Genomic DNA, 20,572 nt, shown 5'->3' with positions numbered 1-20,572 from the left:
CACTCAGCATCTATTATGAATGGTACCTGAAGAGGGAGGAATGGTTGGAAATGAGTAAACCGCTTCAAGGGCAAGTTGCACTGGTTACAGGAGCATCCCGTGGTATTGGACGCAGTATTGCGCTTGCGCTGGCTGCTGCCGGTGCCGATGTAGCTGTCAACTATGCAGGCAGTGAGTCTGCTGCCCAGGAGACTGTAAGCCAGATCGAAGCCATGGGTGTGAAAGCTATTGCTATTCAGGCCAATGTCGGTAAGACCGATGAGGCAGAAGCCATGGTCAAGCAGGTCAATGATTCTTTTGGCAGACTGGATATTCTGATCAACAATGCAGGGATTACGCGTGATAATCTGATCATGCGTATGAAAGAAGAAGAATTTGATCAGGTCATCGAAACCAATCTCAAAGGCGTATTCAACTGTCTCAAAGCAGTAACACGTCCAATGATGAAGCAGCGTTATGGCCGGATCGTCAATATTTCTTCTGTAGTGGGTGTACAGGGTAATCCTGGACAAGCTAACTATGTGGCAGCCAAAGCAGGAGTGATTGGTCTGACCAAATCTGCGGCCCGTGAGCTCGCTTCGCGCGGAATCACTGTTAACTGTGTAGCACCAGGCTTCATCGCTACGGATATGACAGATGAACTAAACGAAGATCAGCGTGCCGGCATTCTGAACACCATTCCTCTGGGACGGCTCGGTCAACCGGAAGAGATTGCTCAAGTAGTATCTTTCCTGGTCTCGCCTGCTGCTTCCTATATGACGGGTCAGACCCTTCATGTAGACGGCGGAATGTACATGTAATATATAGGGCATTCTTACAGATGCTTATATAGATTTTTATCTACAATTTTCGTATAATACTTGGAAGAGGAGGTGAACCGGATGTCTGATGTTTTGGAGCGTGTAAAACGCATCGTTATCGACCGTTTAGGCGCTGACGAGGCTGATATTAAACTTGAATCTTCTTTCAAAGATGACCTTGGCGCAGATTCCCTCGATGTGGTGGAACTCGTTATGGAATTGGAAGATGAATTTGACCTGGAAATTTCTGATGAAGACGCGGAGAAAATTACGACCGTAGGTGAAGTTGTGAACTACATACAATCTCATACCTAAGGATCATAAGTCCCGTTACCTGCGATATACTGCAGGTCGGGACTTCTCCACATTTTTGGCGTCTATCGGAGTGAATACAAAATATACACATGCAGTCGATATGAGGTGAATGTGTTTGAAGCATAGAGTGGTAATTACAGGCCTTGGAGTCATGACAGCTCTGGGCAAAGACAAAGATACATTTTGGAATAATTTGATGGCCGGCAAGTCCGGTATTACACCGATTCAAGGATTTGATGTGAGTGACTATCCTACGAAAATCGCCGCACAGGTTCATGATTTTAACCCGGAAGAATATATGGAACGCAAAGATGCGCGCAAGCTCGATCGTTTCGTACAATTTGCAGTAGCTGCTACAGCCGAAGCGCTCAAAGACAGCAAGCTGAATGTGCGTGAAGATGCAGATCCTGAACGTGTCGGCGTTATTATTGGTTCCGGTATTGGTGGTCTGGGGACGTTTGAAGATCAGCACAGCATTTTGCTGGAAAAAGGTCCAAAACGCATCAGTCCATTTTTCATCCCGATGATGATTGCGAATATGGCTTCCGGCCATGTGTCCATCATTCATGGAGCGAAAGGACCCAACGTAGCACCTGTCACCGCTTGTGCGAGCGGCAGTCACGCTATCGGGGATGCTTTCAAATTTATTCAAAGTGGCGAAGCAGACGTTATGATTACCGGCGGAGCGGAAGCGACGATTCGTCCTACCGGACTCGCAGGATTCTGTTCGATGCGCGCCATGTCTACACGCAATGATGATCCGACTGCAGCCAGCCGCCCGTTCGATACCGGACGTGACGGATTTGTAATGGGCGAAGGTTCGGGCATACTGATTCTGGAATCTCTGGAACATGCGCAAAAACGCGGTGCTCACATTTATGCAGAGGTTATTGGTTATGGCCTGAGTGCAGATGCTTTCCACATGACAGAACCCGATCCGGATGGACCGGCACGCTGCATGAAGATGGCGATCCGTACCGCAGGTATCCAACCGGAAGATATTGATTATATCAATGCTCATGGTACATCTACACCTGTAGGCGACAAGTCCGAGACTCGTGCGATCAAAATGGCACTGGGCGAGCATGCAGCGAATATTGCTGTCAGCTCCACCAAATCCATGACGGGTCATCTGCTTGGAGCAGCGGGCGGCGTGGAAGCGCTGATCTGTGCATTGTCCCTGCAAAACCAAATTATTGCGCCAACGATCAATCTGCATGATCAAGATCCGGAATGTGATCTGGATTATGTACCGAATGAACCACGTCAGGCCAATTTGAATGTAGTAATGTCCAACTCTTTTGGATTCGGGGGACATAATGCCTCGATCATCCTGAAGAAATTTGAAGCGTAAGGAGTCAGTTTCTTGAACGGAGATGTGAAACAGCTACAGCAACAAATTCAAATTCAGTTTCATAACCGCCAGCTGCTCAAACAGGCGTTCACACATGCGTCTTATGTGAACGAACATCGCTTCAGTCAGCATCAGGATAATGAACGTCTGGAGTTTTTGGGTGACGCGGTTTTGGAGTTGACGGTGTCGGAGTATCTGTACAATGAATATCCCGAACGTCCGGAAGGTGAACTCACCAAGCTGCGTGCAGCTATAGTCTGTGAGCCTTCACTCGTGAAGTTTGCGGAATCGCTTGATTTTGGACGTTATGTTCTGCTCGGCAAAGGAGAAGAACTGACAGGCGGACGTCAGCGTCCGGCATTGCTCGCAGATGTATTTGAATCTTTTATAGGAGCGTTGTACCTGGATCAAGGCCTGGATGCCGTAAAATCTTTCCTGGATAAGTATGTATTCTCAAGCATATCGCCCGGTGGCCAGTTCCAGATGATGGACTTCAAAACGGAACTGCAGGAACTTACCCAGCATCATAATATGGGCGTTTTGGAGTACCGTATCGTCGAGGAAAAAGGTCCTGCCCATGAGCGGGAGTTTGTCTCGGAAGTATATATGGGAGAAGAGAGCCTTGGCCAGGGATCAGGCCGCTCCAAAAAAGAAGCGGAACAACGCGCGGCATCTGCTGCACTGAACCGGTTGAAGCTGAAATAACATTCTCTTTTCTGACAATTACAGGACAAACAAAGAGCAAAGAGCAGTCATAGCCCCCTTGAGGAGTACAAGAGGCACGACCGCTTTTTGCTCTTTTTCCATTGATGAAGTAGCAGGTAATTATGCTACAATAGCAGTAGAGGTGAACACGAACTATGTTCCTGAAAAGAATTGAATTATCCGGTTTTAAATCATTTGCCGACAAGACGGAAATGGAGTTTGTTAAAGGCATTACAGCCGTCGTTGGACCTAATGGCAGCGGCAAAAGCAATATCTCTGACGGGATTCGCTGGGTACTGGGTGAACAGAGTGCCAAATCTCTGCGCGGTGGCAAAATGGAAGACATTATCTTCGCGGGCAGTGACTCGCGCAAGGCAGTCAGCTATTCTGAAGTATCACTCACACTAGATAATGAAGACCAGGCACTGCCGCTTGATTTTAATGAAGTGACAGTGACTCGCCGCGTTCATCGCAGTGGAGACAGCGAATATCTGATCAACAAGCAGACCTGTCGTCTTAAGGATATTACCGAGCTATTTATGGATACCGGTATCGGTAAGGAAGCCTATTCGATTATTGGACAAGGGCGAATCGAGGAGATACTCAGTACCCGTTCGGAAGACCGTCGGGGTATTTTTGAGGAAGCTTCCGGTATTGTCAAATACAAGTCCCGCAAAAAGGATGCTGTCCGCAAGCTGGATGATACGGAGCAGAATCTGCTGCGTATTTTTGACCTGGTGCACGAACTGGAAGATCAGATCGGACCACTCAAAGAGCAATCAGCCAAAGCGCTGCATTACAAAGAACTCAAGGAAGCACTGAAACATAAAGAGATATCGCTCTATGTACACGAGATCGAACGCATTCATACGGCATGGAGTCTGGCAGGAGACAAGCTTAAGGAACTGGAAAAGGTTCAAGAAGCACTGGCAGCCGTAGTCGCTGGTCATGATGCCAAGCTGGAAAATGAACGCGGTGCCCTCCGTGAAGCAGAGCAGGCTGTCGAGCGGTTGCAAGAGCTGCTGCTGCAGTACAGCGAACAGGCAGAGAAAGCAGAGGGAATGGGCGAACTGCTCAAGGAGCGTCGCCAGAATCTGGAGAACAATCGCAGACAGCTGGGAGCGGCACTGGAGCGTAGTGAAGAGCGTACCAGTCAGCGTACCGGCGAGACCGAACAGCTTCAGACACGGCTAACTGAGCTGAATGAACAGCTGTCCAGTCTACAGCAGACACTCACTCGTGAAGAAGAACGGCTAACCGGTATTAATGGAGGTATTCAACAGAACCAGGAAGAGAGCCTCAAAGGTGATCTGCTCGAGCTCATGAATACAATGGCACAGACACGTAACGAAATCCGTTATGCTGATCAACAGACCGAAGCTACGCAGCGTCGTATGGTACGGGCAGAGAGCGAATCCGGCAAATGGCGTGACGAGAAAAAACGTCTGGAAGAAAGTAAAAGTACATTGACTTCAGTCATGGATAAGCTAGCCAAGGAAATTGCCAAAGTCAGAACGGATTATATCCAGCAGAGTGAGCAGCTGCATGCCCTGCAGAAGTCCGGTGAAGAAATGCAGACGTCTATCCGCAAATGGGAGCAGCGCCGCGAAGCACTTATTTCCCGGCGTGATACGATGCAGGAAATGCAGGAAGACTTTGAAGGCTTTATGTTAGGTGTCAAAGAAGTGCTTAAAGCCTCCCGCAATAATCAGCTGCCCGGTGTACATGGTGCAGTTGCAGAGTTGATTCGGGTGCCTGAGCATCTGGAGCAGGCAATGGAAACTGCACTGGGCGCCTCTGTTCAGCATGTGGTTATGGAGAATGAAGAAACGTCCCGCCGTGCGATTGCTTTCTTGAAGCAGCGTCAGCTGGGACGTGCAACGTTCCTGCCGCTTAATGTTATCCGTCCTCGTCGTATTCAGGACAGTGACAAGCGTCTGGCCGAGAGTGCCGAAGGCTTCGTAGGTATCGGGGCTGAACTGGTTGGCTATGATGAACAGTATGCCTCTATTGTCGGCAGTCTGATCGGTAGTGTCGTTATTGCCGAGACGCTGGAACAGGCGAACCTTATAGCCGCGAAGCTAAGTTACCGCTACCGTGTGGTTACACTCGAAGGTGATGTAGTCAATGCCGGTGGTTCCATGACAGGCGGAAGCCAGCATAAGAAAAACACTAATTTGCTGGGACGCAAGCGCCAGCTGGATCAGCTGGGTGAACAGATTATCGAGAGTGAAGCACAGATCAAGCGCCTGCAACAGGAGATTCAGCAGATGCGTCAGCAGCTGCAGGATACGGAGACCAGACTGGATCAGCTACGTTCTGCAGGCGATCGCAAACGTACGGAAGAACAGCAGGCCGCCGGCGAACTAAAACAGCTGGAGCATGAATTCCGTCATGTGAATGAGCAATATGAACTGTATGGTCAAGAGAAGACGACGTATAACGAAGAACTTGCTGCTATCGCCAAATCGCGCAAAGAATCCGAACAGAAACTTGCTGAACTACAGAAGCAGGAGCAGAAAATCCAGGCGGATATTCAAGCGGCCGAGCAGGCACGCAAATCGAATGAGTCGGTAAAAGAAGAGCTTCAGGAGAAAGTGACTGATCTCAAAATTCGTGAAGGTAAACTCAGCCAGGAAATTTTCTCGCTGGAAGAGCAAATGTCTCGTACCCAGGAAGAATCTCAGGATTACGGACGTGAGCTGGAAAGCAATCGTGAGCAGTTGTCTTCTATTGATAAGGATCTGGAGAAAAATAGCCGCGAACAGCAGCGCCAGCAGGAAGATCTTGTTCGTCTGCGTCGCAAGCGTACCGAGACGAGCGAAGAGCTGGAACTCAAACGTGCGGAACGAACCAGACTGCAGCAGAAGTTGGATCAGGAAGAAAACAAAACCCGTGAACAGCGTAATGAGCTCAAGACCATAGAGGATGAGCTGCGCAAAACAGAGATCCAGGTCAATCGTCTTGACGTAGAGCTGGAGAATATTCTGTCCAAGCTGCAAACCGATTACGAATTGACTTATGAAATGGCCAAGCAACGTTATGAACTGCCTGAAGATGTGCAGAATACGGAGCAGGAAGTACGCGGTCTGAAATCGCAGATTACTGCATTGGGCGATGTGAATCTGGGTGCCATTGAGGAATATCAGCGTGTAAACGAGCGCTACGAATTCCTGTCCGAGCAGCAAAATGATCTGATCGAAGCCAAAACAGCCTTGTATCAAGTCATCAAGGAAATGGATGATGAAATGTCCAAGCGTTTCAAGCATACGTTCGAAGCGATTCGTGGTCAATTCGGCACTGTATTTGCCAAGCTGTTTGGTGGAGGCCGTGCAGATCTGGTACTGGCTGATCCGGAGCGGATGCTGGAGACAGGGATTGATATTGTAGCCCAGCCCCCGGGCAAAAAGCTGCAAAACCTGCAGCTATTATCCGGCGGAGAGCGTGCATTGACAGCTATGGCCCTGCTGTTTGCCATTTTGCAGGTCAAGCCGGTTCCATTCTGTGTACTGGATGAGGTAGAAGCAGCGCTGGATGAAGCCAATGTAGTGCGTTTCGCCCAGTATCTGCGCGAATTTTCCGGTCAGACCCAGTTTATCGTGGTTACTCACCGTAAAGGTACCATGGAAGAAGCCGATGTATTGTACGGTGTCACTATGGAAGAAGGCGGAGTATCCAAGCTCGTCTCTGTTCGTCTTGATGATGTAGACGAAGCGGATATTGCTTGACAACAGGCTTGCCAGTATTCAGCGGGCGATATAGGCACATATAAGGTGAAAGTAAAATAAAACGATACAGAGACAGATATCGTGAAAGTGGCAACATTACATGGAATCCAGTCTTTTCATCATACTCACTCCTATTTATCAATCATAATTTGAACAAAGCATATACCAATGGAGGCATTCTATGAGCTTTTTTAAGAAACTAAAAGAGAGTATTTCCCAAAAAACAGAAACAGTCACCAAGCAATTCCGTGACGGTCTGGAAAAAACACGTAAAGGGTTCGTCGAGAAAGTATCTGATCTGGTCATCCGTCGCAAAAAAATCGATGAAGAGTTCTACGAAGAGCTGGAAGAGATTCTGATTGGTGCGGATGTTGGTGTCAATACAGTTATGACACTTATTGATGATTTGCGCGCTGAAGTCAAGAAAAGACGAATCGAAGATGCAGCTGACCTGCAACCGGTATTGTCCGAGAAATTGACTGAGCTGCTGCGTGGAGATGAGAATCCGGGACTTAATATGAGCACCGATGATATTACAGTCATCCTGTTTGTCGGCGTAAATGGTGTAGGTAAAACAACTACAATCGGCAAAATGGCACATCGCTTTAAGCAGGAAGGCAAAAAAGTCATGCTTGCTGCCGGTGATACATTCCGTGCGGGTGCTATTGAGCAGCTGGAAGTATGGGGACAGCGTGCAGGTGTTGAAGTAATCAAACAGCAGTCCGGTTCAGATCCGGCAGCGGTTATGTATGATGCAGTTCGTGCAGCCAAGCAGCGCGGAGTAGACGTACTGCTGTGTGATACAGCTGGACGTCTGCAGAACAAAACCAATCTGATGGAAGAATTGAACAAAATTTTCCGTGTAATTCAGCGCGAGATTCCTGATGCTCCTCATGAAGTACTGATGGTACTGGATGCAACAACAGGTCAGAATGCCCTGAGTCAGGCAAAACTGTTCGGCGAGAAGAGTGGAGTGACAGGACTGGTACTGACCAAGCTGGATGGTACAGCCAAAGGCGGTATTGTCGTTGCGATCCGTCAGGAACTGAATCTGCCGGTTAAATTTATCGGTCTTGGCGAGAAAATTGACGATCTGCAGCCGTTTGACAGTGAGCAGTTCGTTCATGCTCTGTTCGCTGGCTTGATTCAGGCGGAAGAAGAGGCCGAGCAGGCTGAAGCAGACCAACAATAACACTGCAGGTATTAAGGATATGCCGTCTTGGTAAGGCGCCCGGGTGGAATGTCAGGGCAAATAGGTTTACAATGAAGAGAGTATCTACAATTCGGATCAACATTATAGAGTAGCTCTGGCTTGGATTAGGATATGGCTGGAAAACAGACAACACAGAATTCCCATAGAGACAGATAAAGAGGATTGGATACGGAAACGAAGAGAGGAAGTGAATTATGGCGGATACGTACACTTACACACGCAGGGAAGAAGTGGCCAATGCGGTCACTCATGGAATCGGTGCGGTTCTCAGCATCGCTGCGCTCGCCATACTGATTACATTTGCCAGCCTGAAAGGAACGCCATGGCATATCGTGAGCTTCACGATCTATGGAATTACCATGCTGCTGCTGTATATCAGTTCAACACTCGTGCACGGTTTCAAAGACGGAAAAGCCAAAGATTTATTCGAAATCTTCGACCATTCAGCCATTTATCTGTTTATAGCGGGAACATATACTCCATTTATGCTGCTCGCTGTCAAAGGGACACTCGGATGGAGCATTTTCGGAGTAGTATGGGCAATAGCCCTGTTCGGCTGTGCGTTCAAAGCTTACTTTGTCAAACGATTCCTGTTCATGTCGACTATTTTTTATCTATTAATGGGGTGGCTCATTGTCATCGCCTGGGGACCACTTACGGCATCACTTGCGTCGGGAGGCATGGCACTGCTTATTACTGGAGGACTTATGTACACGCTGGGCACCGTATTTTATGTATGGCGCGGATTTCCTTTTCATCATGCTGTATGGCATCTATTTGTACTGGCAGGCAGCATTCTTCATTTCTTTGCAGTATTGTTCTACCTGCTGCCGCTTCGTTAAAAGTAGTATTTATGAAAGTAGGAATTGGATTTTTTTAACCCTTCTTACTCTGCTTACAGCACCCAAAATACAATGAATGATATGATCCAAAATCCCGCTCATTTCAGCGGGATTTTTTTATGAATAAATGTTAAGGTAAAATGCTTGACATCTCATTTCATTTTCGATATGATATAAAACGTTGATGTGCTGTAAAGTGTTTTTCCTTGACGGAGGGAGTGTCCCGGATGAGTCAGGAGAATCGGCTCGAAAAAACGAACCGGATTAATTTACTTTTTGATTTTTATGAACTGCTGCTGACCGAAAAACAGCAAATGTTTCTCAAATATTATTTCCATGATGACTATTCTCTTGGTGAGATTGCAGCCGAGTTCAATATTAGCCGTCAGGCCGTATACGAGCACATTAAGCGTGCGGAACAGGTTCTGGAAATGTACGAACAAAAGCTTGGACTAATGGACAAGCATTATCAGCGGGCTAAAGAACTGGAGAAGCTCAAAACTGCGCTTCATCAGAGTGGACTGGATGAGCATCATCAAGCAGAAGCGCTTGAGATCATGGATCATCTGGAAAGCATCGACCGACTGTAAACCGGATTAGCAACGATACATTCGCAGGACCGGATTAGTACTACATAACCGGATGCGGTATACTATATAAATGTACGAATGTAACAAAATACAGCAGACGACATGGATTCTGCTGTCGATACAGCTTATCGAAGAATGAAATGAAAGCGAGGTGAGGACACATGGCATTTGAAGGATTGACGACACGGCTGCAAAATGTATTCAGCAAACTTCGTGGTAAAGGTAAAGTATCCGATGAAGATGTAGCTGAAGCAATGCGTGAAGTACGACTGGCTCTTCTGGAGGCAGACGTTAACTTCAAAGTCGTTAAGGAATTCATTTCCAAAGTCAAAGAAAAAGCAGTCGGCAAAGAAGTTATGGAAAGCTTCACGCCGGGCATGGTCATCATCGATATCGTAAACAGAGAACTGACTGAACTGATGGGTGGTACGCAGTCCAAGCTGGCCAAGGCAACCAAGCCACCAACCGTAATTATGATGGTGGGTCTCCAGGGTGCTGGTAAAACAACCACTTCCGGGAAGCTGGCACGGATGCTGCAAAAGCAAAATCATCGTCCACTCCTGGTAGCCGGTGATATTTATCGCCCGGCTGCGATCAAGCAGTTGCAGGTTCTTGGTGAACAGATCAATGTTCCCGTCTTCTCGATGGGTGATCAGACAAGTCCTGTAGAGATTGCACGTCAAGCGATGCAGGAAGCGAAGACCAACAACAATGATTATGTAATTATTGATACCGCAGGTCGTCTTCATATTGATGAGACGCTGATGGACGAGCTTCGCCAGATTCATGAATTAACCAATCCCGATGAAGTACTGCTGGTTGTTGATGCAATGACTGGTCAGGATGCTGTCAACGTGGCTGAGAACTTCAATAATCAGCTCCAGCTAACAGGTGTAGTACTAACCAAGCTGGATGGCGACACTCGCGGTGGTGCTGCATTGTCTGTCAAAGCAGTAACCGGATGTCCGATCAAATTTGCTACACTGGGTGAAAAGCTGGATGCATTGGAAGTGTTCCATCCGGAACGTATGGCATCCCGTATCCTCGGTATGGGCGACATGCTCTCCCTGATCGAGAAAGCCCAGCTGAATATCGACGAGGACAAGGCGAAAGAAATGGAGCGCAAAATGCGCAATGCCGAGTTCACGTTCGAAGATTTCTTGGAGCAGATGGATCAGGTCAAAAAACTCGGTCCGCTGGATCAGATTATGGATATGCTGCCTGGCATGGGCAAAATGAAACAAACACAGAACCTGCAGGTCGATGACAAACAGGTAGGCCGGATCGAAGCGATTGTTCATTCGATGACGGTGCAGGAGAAACAGCATCCGGAAGTAATTAATCACAGCCGGCGCAAGCGGATTGCAGCAGGTAGCGGAACATCCGTAGCCGAAGTAAATCGTCTGATCAAGCAATTTGATGAGATGCGTCGCATGATGAAGCAGTTCTCGGATATGATGGACCCGAAAAGCGCCAAAGGCGGCAAGAACAAAATGATGAAACAAATGCAAAAGCTGAGCAAGGGTGGCGGAGGCATGAAGTTCCCATTCCGTTAAAACGGATGGAACTGTATTCATCATAAAGAAACAGTATATTATTGATTTTAGCAGCCTGGCTGTTGAATAGAAGTGTGAATTATTTGAAGGAGGTGAATTCTCTTGGCAGTACGCATTCGTCTGAAACGTATCGGTGCTCACAAAGCGCCTTTCTACCGTATCGTTGTTTCCGATTCCCGTTCTCCTCGTGATGGACGTTTTATCGAAGAAATCGGTACTTACAACCCAGTTGCAGAGCCATCTGTAACTAAAATTGATGAAGAAAAAGCTTTGAAATGGCTTCAAAACGGAGCGCAAGCTTCTGACACTGTTCGCAACTTGCTTAGCAAAGCGGGCGTGATGAAAAAATTTCACGAGCTTAAACACCAAAAATAATAGCTGACAGCGGCTGGTTTAACCAGCAGGGCACATGGAGGGTCAACGATGGAACAATTAGTAATGGTTATTGCTAAGGCTCTGGTAGATCATCCGGAAGATGTGTCGGTAAACGTGGTGGAGAAGGATAACTTGATCGTATATGAACTTAGCGTCCATCCGGACGATGCCGGTAAAGTTATCGGCAAGCAGGGACGTATCGCCAAGGCCCTTCGCACCGTTGTTACCTCTGCAGCAGTTAAGACACATAAACGGGTTACCGTTGATATAATGTCTTAAAAATATACGAAAAAGGGTTAGGAGGAATCCTAGCCTTTTTTCGTACATTTTTTGCAATAATGAAGACATAGAGACACGAATAAGCTGTAGTTCTATCTGCATCAGGCAGGTTATAATAACAACAATATCTTGGTAAGCGCAAAGGAGAACGAAATGTCAGAACAATGGTTAATGGTAGGCAAAATTGTAAACACACACGGAATTCGCGGAGAACTCAAAATATATCCGAATACGGATTTCCCAGAAGTACGTTTTGCAGTGGGTAACAAACTGCAAATGATCAATGAAGAAACAGGTGCCAGTCAGCAGGTCGAAGTACAAACCTCCCGTCTGCAAAAAAATATGTATGTCATCCGCTTCAAAGGATTTGGAAATATTAATGAAGTGGAAAAATATAAAGGCTGGGTACTCAAAGTATCCAAAAACGATACGGTAGATCTGGAAGAAGACGAGTACTATTTCCATGAGATTATCGGATGTGAAGTTATCACTGACGAAGGGCAGTCACTGGGCGTAATTATCGAAATTCTGACTCCTGGGGCGAATGATGTATGGGTAGTGAAGCCGGCGAAAGGCAAAGATATTTTGATTCCTTATATTCATGATGTCGTGCTGGATATTAATGTAGAAGACAAGAAGATCACTATTCATGTGATGGAAGGTTTGCTGGAATGATGAAGATCGACGTACTGACTTTATTCCCTGAAATGTTCACCGGGGTATTCGGTTCCAGTATCCTTGGTAAAGCGGCAGACAAAGGCATAGTGGAGCTGAATGCAGTTAATTTTCGCAAATATTCCACGAGCAAGCATGGCACAGTTGACGACACCCCCTATGGTGGCGGAGGCGGCATGGTATTGAAGCCCGATCCAATCTTTGCGGCGGTAGAAGATCTGCTGTCCTCCTCGCAGCTATATTCCGAAGAGTCTCTGGAGCATCAGACAGAGGTACCCGTGGCCATTGATAGCCAGGTCTCTTCGTCTGTACAACCACGAATTATCCTGATGTGTCCACAGGGGGAGACATTCAACCAGCAAAAAGCAGAAGAATTGTCACGTGAGCAGCATCTGATCTTTATTTGTGGACATTATGAAGGCTACGATGAGCGCATACGGGAGCATCTCGTTACCGATGAACTCTCTATTGGTGATTATGTACTGACAGGTGGCGAAATACCGGCTATGACTGTTGTAGACAGTGTAGTGCGTCTGCTACCGGGCGTACTGGGCAACGAGAACAGTGCCGTAACCGATTCGTTCAGTACGGGGCTGCTCGAATATCCCCATTACACGCGCCCGGCCGAATTTCGCGGGATGAAGGTGCCTGATGTTTTGTTATCGGGTCATCATGCCAATGTAGAGAAATGGCGGCGTGAACAGTCTCTGCTGCGTACCCTGGAGCGCCGTCCCGATCTATTGGAACAAGCAGAGTTGACACAGGCAGAGCGCCGCTGGCTTGCATTGCAAGAAAGTCAGTCCAAAACAGCAGAATAACGAATTGCATTTAATCCTATGATTGGTAGCAAGGCTGGTGCAGTCATGAACATACTTCAAAAGGTCGATTTTTCATGGGAAATGGAAAGCTGTAGTGATCCGCTTTTTTGTTACGATGAACATGGATTGAAAATATCGTTTATGGTCTTTTTGGGAGAAGACATAAGAAAGTCGGATATTGCTAAATGGCTTTCTGCATATAATCTGCAGGATGAGTTACAAATCCCTGATAAGCAATATAATGATTCGGGTTATCGTATAGCGGAGTTTAAATTTTTGAGTTTTGACTCCATGTATTGTACCGACAAAAAATCTGGGCTCGCTGCCCATAAGGATATTGCCGATGATCCTCCTGCTGTCTATCTGGAAGTAAATAAGGAGAATAAGAAACTGGGATATGTCTTTGTGGGACATGATCTACTTGTGTCGGTTCAAGCCCAGACATACTACATCGATATTTATTCTTTACAATAAACAAAATGCTTTTATAATATATTGTCTTCCGGTAGCAGCTATTGCCGAAGTTAATGCGGTAATCCCACTGGCAAGGTTATAAGGATAGGAGTCTGGAAAATGTCGAGTTCGAATGAGGTAACCGGTAATCCAACTGGATGGGTACAGCAGCTAGGCAGTGATCTACGCAGTCAAGGGTATGCGTCTGTACTGCGTCTGGATTTCAGTGATCAGGATGCTGACAAAATTATCGGTCAATTACTACCCGAGTTCAAATATTTGCTTTACATTAACGCCGATGAACGCAAAAAGTATTTTATTGCCGATTACGCAGGTCGTAATACCGTTATCAAGCTGCTGGAGCGAATGGTGGATAACAAAAAGAGTGCCCGCCTGAATGTACAGGAGCATGATCGGATCGGTTATAATCGTTACAGTGACGAGATTCAGCGTCTGGATGAGCTGAAAAAGATGCTGCTGCAGGAACGTTTTGGCTGAGTGTAAAATAAAGCTGACGATCCTTTAAAAAAGTATTGTCAGCAGTCATGAAAATATGGTATGATTCGAATGTTGTGTGAATCTGGTGGTCCTCTGCAGACAATGATGAGAAGACAAAAGGTCTTCCTGAGTCGCAAGAACATCTGTGTGGAAGGAGGGAGTCATAGATGAATATCATTCAGGCGATTACTCAAGATCAACTGCGCAAGGATATTCCTAATTTCCGTGCTGGTGATACTTTGAAAGTACACGTTAAGGTAATTGAGGGAACCCGCGAACGCGTTCAGTTGTTCGAAGGTGTAGTAATTAAACGTCAAGGTGGAGGCATCAGTGAGACTTTTACAGTTCGTAAAATCTCTTACGGTGTAGGTGTGGAAAGAACTTTCCCAGTAAACTCTCCTAAAATTGATAAACTCGAAGTGGCTCGCCGTGGTAAAGTGCGTCGTGCGAAGCTGTACTATCTTCGTGAACTGCGCGGTAAAGCAGCGAGAATTAAAGAATTGCGCCGTTAATCCTTACAGAGAATACGGTAGAGAAGGGCTTGGTCATACAAGCCCTTTTCTTTGTTTTTACAGTATATTTACAGCTTGATTATAAGGAAGTTACCATTCCGCCAGACCGTCTTGAACAAGCGATTTTGCAGAAATGCAGACCTCTTCCATGTTCCAACGATATTGCTTGCGCATTAGGATATTCGTTATTGCATTGGTAGTTGTACTGTGTTTGTTGTGCAAATTGCAAAAAGACGGCAGACGGGATTTTTTGTATCATTTTCAAAGGCTGCCTGGCTAACATGCAAAAACAGGAGTAATGCTTGACAAATAGCTTATTTCAAAATTTGGTTTTTGCAAAATTGTGTGTAAAATAGATAGAGGATATCGTATAGGTACTTGGTAACAACATCCGGGAATTTCCCTGTATGTTACCGGATGGTACATATACAAAGCGCCAATTCAACCAGGAAAGAAGGCATATCTATGGAGCAAGACTCAAAACAAAACAACAATCAAGCGGAAGCAGCATCGTCTGCTGACGTTCAGGAACCAACAATTGGAGGCAGTACTTCCGAGACAGCGGCCGTTCCTCCCAAAAAGAAGAGCGAAGCCAAAGAATGGATCAAGGCGATCGTTGTAGCCCTGCTGCTGGTGATCGTGATCCGCTGGTTCCTGTTTGAGCCTTTTATTGTGGATGGGCCTTCGATGCAGCCTAATTTCCATACCGGCGAACGGGTTATTGTCAATAAGATTCTGTATGACATTCGCGATCCAAAGCCGGGTGAAGTTGTCGTACTCAAAGTTCCGTCCCAGCACCGTGACTTTATCAAACGGGTAATCGCTGTTGGCGGTGATACTGTCAAGGTTGAAGGAGATACATTGACAGTGAACGGAAAAGTGATGAGCGAGCCCTATATTCAGGCTGCCATCGATAATGCACATGCCCAGGGAAGCGATTATAACATCAATAACTTCCCGACCGAACAGCTACCTGACGGCAAAGTGCCGGCTGGTTATGTATTCGTAATGGGTGACAACCGCTCTAACAGTCAGGACAGCCGCATGATCGGTTATGTACCGCTGGGAGACATTATTGGACGTGCTGACGTGATCTTCTGGCCGCTGAGTAACGCGGAATGGATCGATCAAGATGCACCAACTGCACAAAATTAATTTACGAAGTTAGGGGGAAAACCTGTGACCATTCAATGGTTTCCCGGACATATGACAAGAGCAAGACGCCAGATCGAGGACAAGCTTAAGCTGATCGATATGGTTATTGAGCTGGTGGATGCGCGTCTGCCGCTATCCAGCCGCAACCCGATGATTGACGAGATTTTGCAGGGCAAGCCGAGAATGATTATTTTGAATAAGGCAGATTTGGCCGATCCGGCAATAACCTCGTTATGGGTAGAGTATTTTAAAAAGCAGGGTCACGAGGTATTGCCTCTTGATGCAGCCAGTGGATATGGAATCAAGGAAATTCCTGAACGTTCCAAGATGCTACTCAAAGAAAAACGTGATAAACGTGCCGCCAAAGGGATGAATCAGCGTCCTATGCGCGGCTTGATCGTTGGTATTCCAAACGTAGGGAAATCAACGCTGATCAACCGGCTTGCTGGTAAAAGTATTGCTGCTACCGGTGATCGTCCAGGTGTAACCAAAGGTCAGCAGTGGATCAAAATCGGTACGGAGATGGAACTTCTCGATACACCAGGGATTTTGTGGCCCAAGTTCGAAGATCAGACAGTTGGTTATCGTCTCGCAGTAACAGGGGCAATCCGTGAAGAGATCCTTAATGTGGAGGATGTAGCTTATTACGGCATGAAGTATATTTGCGAATATTACTGGAAAAATATCGCAGAACGCTTTGAACTGTCAGAGCCGCCACAGGATCTGGATAATCCGAATGATATCGTGGAAATTATGGAAGAAATTGGCCGTAAGCGTGGCTGTTTGATGAGTGGCGGACGTGTTGATCTGGAGAAAGCATCCAAAGTCATCTTGCGGGAATTCCGTGCCGGAAAATTGGGCCGTATCTCCATGGAGACTCCATAAATGAATGGAGGACAAAGCCATGTCTGAACTGTTAAACTATGAGCACGAATGCTGGTCAGCGGGCTATGAACATATTGCCGGTGTCGATGAAGTAGGCCGGGGATGTCTGTTTGGTGATGTGGTAGCTGCAGCTGTTATTATGCCCAAGGAACTGATCATCGAGGGCGTAAATGATTCCAAAAAGCTTACCGACAAGAAGAGAGAGCAGCTCTATACACAGATTATGGAGCAGGCGCTTGCTGTAGGGGTAGGTCATGTCAGTGCAGCTATTATTGATGAGATTAATATCAGGCAGGCAGCAAGACTCGCTATGAAAATGGCATTGGAGCAGCTCGCATTGAGTCCCGATTATATTCTGGTGGATGCAGAAACGGTAGATATGCCGATTCCCCAGCAGAGTATTATCAAAGGGGATGCGAATAGCCACAGTATTGCAGCAGCTTCCATCATTGCAAAGGTGACACGCGATCGCTTGTGTGCCGGGGAATGGGAAGAGCAGTATCCGGGTTATGGAATTGCAGGCCACAAAGGATATGCGACCAAGCTGCATCGGGAACGTATTCTTGAACTCGGGGTTACGCCGCTGCATCGTCGCAGTTTTTTGGGTAACTTACTGTTGGAACAGCCAACTCTTTTTTAATGATTTGAACTTCACATCAGGAAACAGTTGATTTACTGCTGTGAATCGGTTACGATGTTGCATATATTATTGCAGACACGGCTAGGGAAGAACCCGAATCTTTTATAGAGATCGGGTTCTTTTTGTATATATCTTTATATAGGATAATGACTTATCAGAATACCGAATTAAGCCGATAAATATAATACAGAAGAGCGGTCCGGAGCGTATATACATAACACCAGCGGATGATCTTCAATGTTATATTAAAAATATTGACAGGAGGCCAGATAATGAATATCGGATCACTATTCCGTGGAATGATGGGTGATGTTAAGCCCGGGGAAGCCAAGCAAATGGAATTAAAGGAAGGTCAGGTGGTCCGTGGAGTAGTTAGCAGTGTATCGGATGACGGACAGGAAGCCGTGATTCAGATTCAAGGTGTCAAAGTACGTGCCAAACTGGAGACACCGCTGCAGCAGGGAGAAACGACTATGTTGCAGGTTCAGCCTCCAGGTAAAGATGGGATGCCTGTTCTCAAGCCTGTAGCAGGAACGCAGACTGCACCATTACCTGCCGCATCCATGGGTGAATTGCTGGAATCATTCAGCCTTCCGGATACCAAGGATAATCGGGCGATGATTAACCAGATGCGCACTTCAGGTATTCCTTTAACCGCTGATAACGTAAAAAATATACAGACATCACTCGCTCAAAAACCTGCTTCTGTGCCGGTAGGCGAGTGGGTACAGGCTGCCGCTGTAGCCGTACAAAAAGGACTGCCGGTTACCGGTCAAAGCATCGCAGGTCTGCATCAGGCTCTTTTTGGTCCGCCTCTGCATGAAATGCTGGGCAATATGGAGCAGCTGCTTCAATCTGCCGAAAGTCAGCTCAAAGGTGGAACTCTTCCACAGGCTTTAACAGGCAATGGACCAGCAGCTAATCCAGCTTCGACTCCAAGCGGAGCAGCGCCTTCGTCTGTTTCCCAGTCGACTGCATCCAATAATGCAGGTACAAACAGTGCACCAACGGGATTGGGTACTCAGACAGCAGCCCAGGCTTCAAATGCAGGTAATCCAACGGCTGTGCTACTGAATAAACTTCAAAATGTATTGCAGCAGATCAATAGTCTGGTACCTCAGACTGTAGAGCAAGATATGCCTTTACAGAATGCGGCTGCAAGTACACAGACAGCACTATCAGAGGGAAAAGCAGAGATAGTTCCTCAGACATCTGCTGTTACTCAGAATAAAGCAGAGCCAGAAGTGCCCGGCACCCATACCGGTACTATGCCAACCCAAGCGACTTCGACACAGCCCAAACTCCAGACTGCTCCATGGGTAGGTCAGATTCTGAAATTGCTTGGAGCAGAATATGAACAACAAACTGTACGGGCAGCACTCACATTAACTGCCGGAGCTACAGCAGCTTCTACAGAATCCCAGGGAGGAGCATCACTCTCTTCCAATATGCCTGCGAATGCTGCGCAGCTGGGACGTTCACCCTTGCCAGTAAATACGGGCTCACCTATTCCAGGTACTATGGGGAATGCAGCAGCTCCTTTGCCAACCGGTACTACATCTGCCAATGTTCAATCGCCGATCCCAACAGCTCCAACTATTCCGGAGTTGCCGGATGCTCCGACAGCACCCCAATCGCCAACTGTGAATAGTCCGTCTGTACCAGCAGCTCCAACATCTGCCCAGCATTCCCATACTATGCATGTACAAGATCGTACGTTGTTAGCGAGCGATATTACACAGCCGGATGCTTCGCAAATTGCACAGCCTGCTATCCAGTCTGCTGAAGATACACTTGCCAAGGCGCAGGATACACTCAAAGGTCTATTGCTGCAGCTGGCAGCAGCGGATGATGTGCCACCAGTACTCAAGGATGCTGCCCAGCAGTTGGTTCAGCAGCTCACCGGTCAGCAGTTGCTGCTTAATACGGATCGTACGGCTCCTTTTGCCCAGGTGACTATGTTTGTACCTTTCAATGGACCTGATGGGCAGGAGACGGCTTCCGTACAGATTCAATCGCGCAGAGGAGCCAAAGGAGAGCTTGATGCCTCAAATTGTCGTCTTTGGTTTGATCTGGATATGAAAATGCTGGGTCCCACCTTACTGGATGTACATGTTGTCGACAAAATTGTTACGCTTAAAGTGCATAATGATCTGGAGCAACTTGCCCCATTAATAGAAAGTAAGAAGCAGGAAGTAGCCGATGCTATTGGCTCACTGGGATATCAACTGTTATCTCTACAGTTTGCAGGTCTGCCTGTACGATCGGCTGGAGAAGCTAATGGTATGACAGCTCCAGGTTCGGGTCTGCTGGATCAGTATGCGCCGCCTGAATACAAAGGGGTGGATATGAAAATATGAATAATCCCAAAGACAATTCGTTTGTAGGCAAGCGTGCTGTTGCCCTGAAATATGATCCATCTCAAGGCGAAGCTCCTATTGTCGTTGCCAAAGGACGGGGACGAGTAGCCGAGACTATTCTGGAAAAAGCTCAGGAAGCCGGCGTAGCGATTCAGGAAGATGCTGCACTGGTTGAAGTATTATCCAAGCTTGATCTCGATCAGCAAATTCCGGGAGAACTGTACGATCTGGTTGCCGAAATACTGACTTTTATTTACCGGGCCGACAAGAATTTAATGTCCGGTCTCGATATCTGGTGATTGCAATGAATAAATCGGATTTACCGGTTAACGATACAAAATCTATGATGCCACATATTGCCCATAACAAATCTATGGATGAACCACAGGATGACAGGAAGTTCAAAGGCAGAATTGCAGAAGATACAGCTGCTTATTATCTGGATCAGCAAGGTTACGAGATCCTTACCAGAAACTGGCGCTGTCGCAGTGGAGAACTGGATATTATTGCTGCCATAGATGGTATGATTATAATTGTGGAAGTACGTAGCCGCAGCGGAGTAACACATGGCACTGCGGCGGAGTCGGTGGATTGGCGCAAGCAGCGGCAAATACGCGAAACTGCTGAAGTATATGCACACTGTACACATCAGTACCACCAACGATTTCGTTATGATGTTATTAGTATCCAGATGAATTCGGCTTACCAGGTAACCGAGCTGGAACACATTATCCAGGCTTTTTGAAGAATCGGTATAAATTAGGTTTGTTGGGGTAACCTACAATATCCGCTCACAATAGAATGAAGATAGAGTATCAA

22 protein-coding genes are annotated in these 20,572 nt (G+C 46.8%); all 22 read left to right on the top strand.

Annotated elements, in window-relative coordinates:
- The first annotated feature begins 50 nt into the window (after positions 1-50).
- The 22 genes from fabG to WH46_RS20065 all read left to right on the top strand — a co-directional run bounded on the left by fabG (position 51) and on the right by WH46_RS20065 (position 20,498).
- Positions 51-800 carry a 3-oxoacyl-[acyl-carrier-protein] reductase gene (gene fabG, locus WH46_RS20170; protein WP_017813633.1) on the top strand — a complete coding sequence of 250 codons (750 nt, stop codon included), beginning with the start codon at positions 51-53 and terminating at the stop codon, positions 798-800.
- Positions 801-881: 81 nt separating this feature from the next.
- Positions 882-1,115 (top strand): acyl carrier protein, encoded by a 234-nt coding sequence (gene acpP / locus WH46_RS20165; RefSeq protein WP_017813634.1) that lies wholly within the window; start codon positions 882-884, stop codon positions 1,113-1,115.
- Positions 1,116-1,230: 115 nt separating this feature from the next.
- A complete protein-coding gene (fabF, locus tag WH46_RS20160; protein ID WP_026136225.1) occupies positions 1,231-2,469 on the top strand; it encodes a beta-ketoacyl-ACP synthase II in 1,239 nt (412 codons plus the stop codon).
- A 12-nt stretch (positions 2,470-2,481) separates the two neighbouring features.
- Positions 2,482-3,174: a ribonuclease III gene (rnc, locus tag WH46_RS20155; RefSeq protein WP_017813636.1), complete on the top strand. Its 693-nt coding sequence runs from the start codon at positions 2,482-2,484 to the stop codon at positions 3,172-3,174.
- A gap of 155 nt (positions 3,175-3,329) precedes the next feature.
- Entirely contained in the window at positions 3,330-6,902 is a 3,573-nt protein-coding gene (smc, locus tag WH46_RS20150; RefSeq protein ID WP_046228058.1) for a chromosome segregation protein SMC, read from the top strand.
- A gap of 181 nt (positions 6,903-7,083) precedes the next feature.
- The gene (gene ftsY / locus WH46_RS20145; protein ID WP_017813638.1) at positions 7,084-8,094 is read left to right on the top strand and encodes a signal recognition particle-docking protein FtsY; all 1,011 of its coding nucleotides are present in this window, start codon (positions 7,084-7,086) and stop codon (positions 8,092-8,094) included.
- Between the two features lie 215 nt (positions 8,095-8,309).
- Positions 8,310-8,957, top strand: coding sequence for a PAQR family membrane homeostasis protein TrhA (gene trhA / locus WH46_RS20140; RefSeq protein ID WP_046228057.1), 648 nt, complete (start codon positions 8,310-8,312; stop codon positions 8,955-8,957).
- 227 nt (positions 8,958-9,184) lie between these two features.
- Positions 9,185-9,547 carry a YlxM family DNA-binding protein gene (gene ylxM, locus WH46_RS20135; protein WP_017813640.1) on the top strand — a complete coding sequence of 121 codons (363 nt, stop codon included), beginning with the start codon at positions 9,185-9,187 and terminating at the stop codon, positions 9,545-9,547.
- A 161-nt stretch (positions 9,548-9,708) separates the two neighbouring features.
- Positions 9,709-11,103 (top strand): signal recognition particle protein, encoded by a 1,395-nt coding sequence (gene ffh, locus WH46_RS20130; RefSeq protein ID WP_017813641.1) that lies wholly within the window; start codon positions 9,709-9,711, stop codon positions 11,101-11,103.
- Positions 11,104-11,205: 102 nt separating this feature from the next.
- Positions 11,206-11,478, top strand: coding sequence for a 30S ribosomal protein S16 (gene rpsP / locus WH46_RS20125; protein WP_017813642.1), 273 nt, complete (start codon positions 11,206-11,208; stop codon positions 11,476-11,478).
- A gap of 48 nt (positions 11,479-11,526) precedes the next feature.
- Positions 11,527-11,757, top strand: coding sequence for a KH domain-containing protein (locus WH46_RS20120; RefSeq protein ID WP_017813643.1), 231 nt, complete (start codon positions 11,527-11,529; stop codon positions 11,755-11,757).
- Positions 11,758-11,910: 153 nt separating this feature from the next.
- On the top strand, positions 11,911-12,432 hold the full coding sequence (rimM, locus tag WH46_RS20115; RefSeq protein ID WP_046228056.1) for a ribosome maturation factor RimM: 522 nt from the start codon (positions 11,911-11,913) through the stop codon (positions 12,430-12,432).
- Positions 12,432-13,250: a tRNA (guanosine(37)-N1)-methyltransferase TrmD gene (gene trmD / locus WH46_RS20110; protein WP_046228136.1), complete on the top strand. Its 819-nt coding sequence runs from the start codon at positions 12,432-12,434 to the stop codon at positions 13,248-13,250. Before rimM ends, trmD begins: the two co-directional genes overlap by 1 nt.
- Positions 13,251-13,295: 45 nt before the next feature.
- The gene (locus WH46_RS20105) at positions 13,296-13,724 is read left to right on the top strand and encodes a hypothetical protein (RefSeq protein ID WP_046228135.1); all 429 of its coding nucleotides are present in this window, start codon (positions 13,296-13,298) and stop codon (positions 13,722-13,724) included.
- Positions 13,725-13,823: 99 nt separating this feature from the next.
- Positions 13,824-14,201 carry a hypothetical protein gene (locus WH46_RS20100; protein ID WP_017813647.1) on the top strand — a complete coding sequence of 126 codons (378 nt, stop codon included), beginning with the start codon at positions 13,824-13,826 and terminating at the stop codon, positions 14,199-14,201.
- Between the two features lie 167 nt (positions 14,202-14,368).
- On the top strand, positions 14,369-14,713 hold the full coding sequence (gene rplS / locus WH46_RS20095) for a 50S ribosomal protein L19 (protein WP_017813648.1): 345 nt from the start codon (positions 14,369-14,371) through the stop codon (positions 14,711-14,713).
- Between the two features lie 465 nt (positions 14,714-15,178).
- On the top strand, positions 15,179-15,868 hold the full coding sequence (gene lepB, locus WH46_RS20090; RefSeq protein WP_017813649.1) for a signal peptidase I: 690 nt from the start codon (positions 15,179-15,181) through the stop codon (positions 15,866-15,868).
- Positions 15,869-15,892: 24 nt separating this feature from the next.
- Complete coding sequence (gene ylqF / locus WH46_RS20085) at positions 15,893-16,753, top strand: ribosome biogenesis GTPase YlqF (RefSeq protein ID WP_046228055.1); 861 nt, start codon at positions 15,893-15,895, stop codon at positions 16,751-16,753.
- Positions 16,754-16,772: 19 nt separating this feature from the next.
- Positions 16,773-17,393 carry a ribonuclease HII gene (locus tag WH46_RS20080; protein WP_046228054.1) on the top strand — a complete coding sequence of 207 codons (621 nt, stop codon included), beginning with the start codon at positions 16,773-16,775 and terminating at the stop codon, positions 17,391-17,393.
- Between the two features lie 272 nt (positions 17,394-17,665).
- Positions 17,666-19,753, top strand: coding sequence for a hypothetical protein (locus WH46_RS20075; protein WP_046228053.1), 2,088 nt, complete (start codon positions 17,666-17,668; stop codon positions 19,751-19,753).
- Positions 19,750-20,052 (top strand): EscU/YscU/HrcU family type III secretion system export apparatus switch protein, encoded by a 303-nt coding sequence (locus WH46_RS20070; RefSeq protein WP_017813653.1) that lies wholly within the window; start codon positions 19,750-19,752, stop codon positions 20,050-20,052. The genes WH46_RS20075 and WH46_RS20070 overlap by 4 nt, the downstream gene beginning before the upstream one ends.
- Positions 20,053-20,057: 5 nt before the next feature.
- Positions 20,058-20,498 carry a YraN family protein gene (locus tag WH46_RS20065; RefSeq protein WP_017813654.1) on the top strand — a complete coding sequence of 147 codons (441 nt, stop codon included), beginning with the start codon at positions 20,058-20,060 and terminating at the stop codon, positions 20,496-20,498.
- Positions 20,499-20,572 lie beyond the last annotated feature (74 nt).

This window comes from Paenibacillus dauci (assembly GCF_000971985.1).
Lineage (GTDB): Bacteria > Bacillota > Bacilli > Paenibacillales > Paenibacillaceae > Saccharibacillus > Saccharibacillus dauci.
This window is presented reverse-complemented; position numbering and strand designations above follow the sequence as displayed.

Coding starts and splice junctions, on each gene's coding strand:
- WH46_RS20100 (WP_017813647.1), top strand. CDS start 13,824: ATGTCGAGTTCGAATGAGGTAACCGGTAATCCAACTGGATGGGTACAG.
- WH46_RS20070 (WP_017813653.1), top strand. CDS start 19,750: ATGAATAATCCCAAAGACAATTCGTTTGTAGGCAAGCGTGCTGTTGCC.
- WH46_RS20065 (WP_017813654.1), top strand. CDS start 20,058: ATGAATAAATCGGATTTACCGGTTAACGATACAAAATCTATGATGCCA.
- ylxM (WP_017813640.1), top strand. CDS start 9,185: ATGAGTCAGGAGAATCGGCTCGAAAAAACGAACCGGATTAATTTACTT.
- rimM (WP_046228056.1), top strand. CDS start 11,911: ATGTCAGAACAATGGTTAATGGTAGGCAAAATTGTAAACACACACGGA.
- trmD (WP_046228136.1), top strand. CDS start 12,432: ATGAAGATCGACGTACTGACTTTATTCCCTGAAATGTTCACCGGGGTA.
- WH46_RS20075 (WP_046228053.1), top strand. CDS start 17,666: ATGAATATCGGATCACTATTCCGTGGAATGATGGGTGATGTTAAGCCC.
- fabG (WP_017813633.1), top strand. CDS start 51: ATGAGTAAACCGCTTCAAGGGCAAGTTGCACTGGTTACAGGAGCATCC.
- WH46_RS20080 (WP_046228054.1), top strand. CDS start 16,773: ATGTCTGAACTGTTAAACTATGAGCACGAATGCTGGTCAGCGGGCTAT.
- ffh (WP_017813641.1), top strand. CDS start 9,709: ATGGCATTTGAAGGATTGACGACACGGCTGCAAAATGTATTCAGCAAA.
- acpP (WP_017813634.1), top strand. CDS start 882: ATGTCTGATGTTTTGGAGCGTGTAAAACGCATCGTTATCGACCGTTTA.
- lepB (WP_017813649.1), top strand. CDS start 15,179: ATGGAGCAAGACTCAAAACAAAACAACAATCAAGCGGAAGCAGCATCG.
- ftsY (WP_017813638.1), top strand. CDS start 7,084: ATGAGCTTTTTTAAGAAACTAAAAGAGAGTATTTCCCAAAAAACAGAA.
- WH46_RS20105 (WP_046228135.1), top strand. CDS start 13,296: ATGAACATACTTCAAAAGGTCGATTTTTCATGGGAAATGGAAAGCTGT.
- rplS (WP_017813648.1), top strand. CDS start 14,369: ATGAATATCATTCAGGCGATTACTCAAGATCAACTGCGCAAGGATATT.
- smc (WP_046228058.1), top strand. CDS start 3,330: ATGTTCCTGAAAAGAATTGAATTATCCGGTTTTAAATCATTTGCCGAC.
- trhA (WP_046228057.1), top strand. CDS start 8,310: ATGGCGGATACGTACACTTACACACGCAGGGAAGAAGTGGCCAATGCG.
- WH46_RS20120 (WP_017813643.1), top strand. CDS start 11,527: ATGGAACAATTAGTAATGGTTATTGCTAAGGCTCTGGTAGATCATCCG.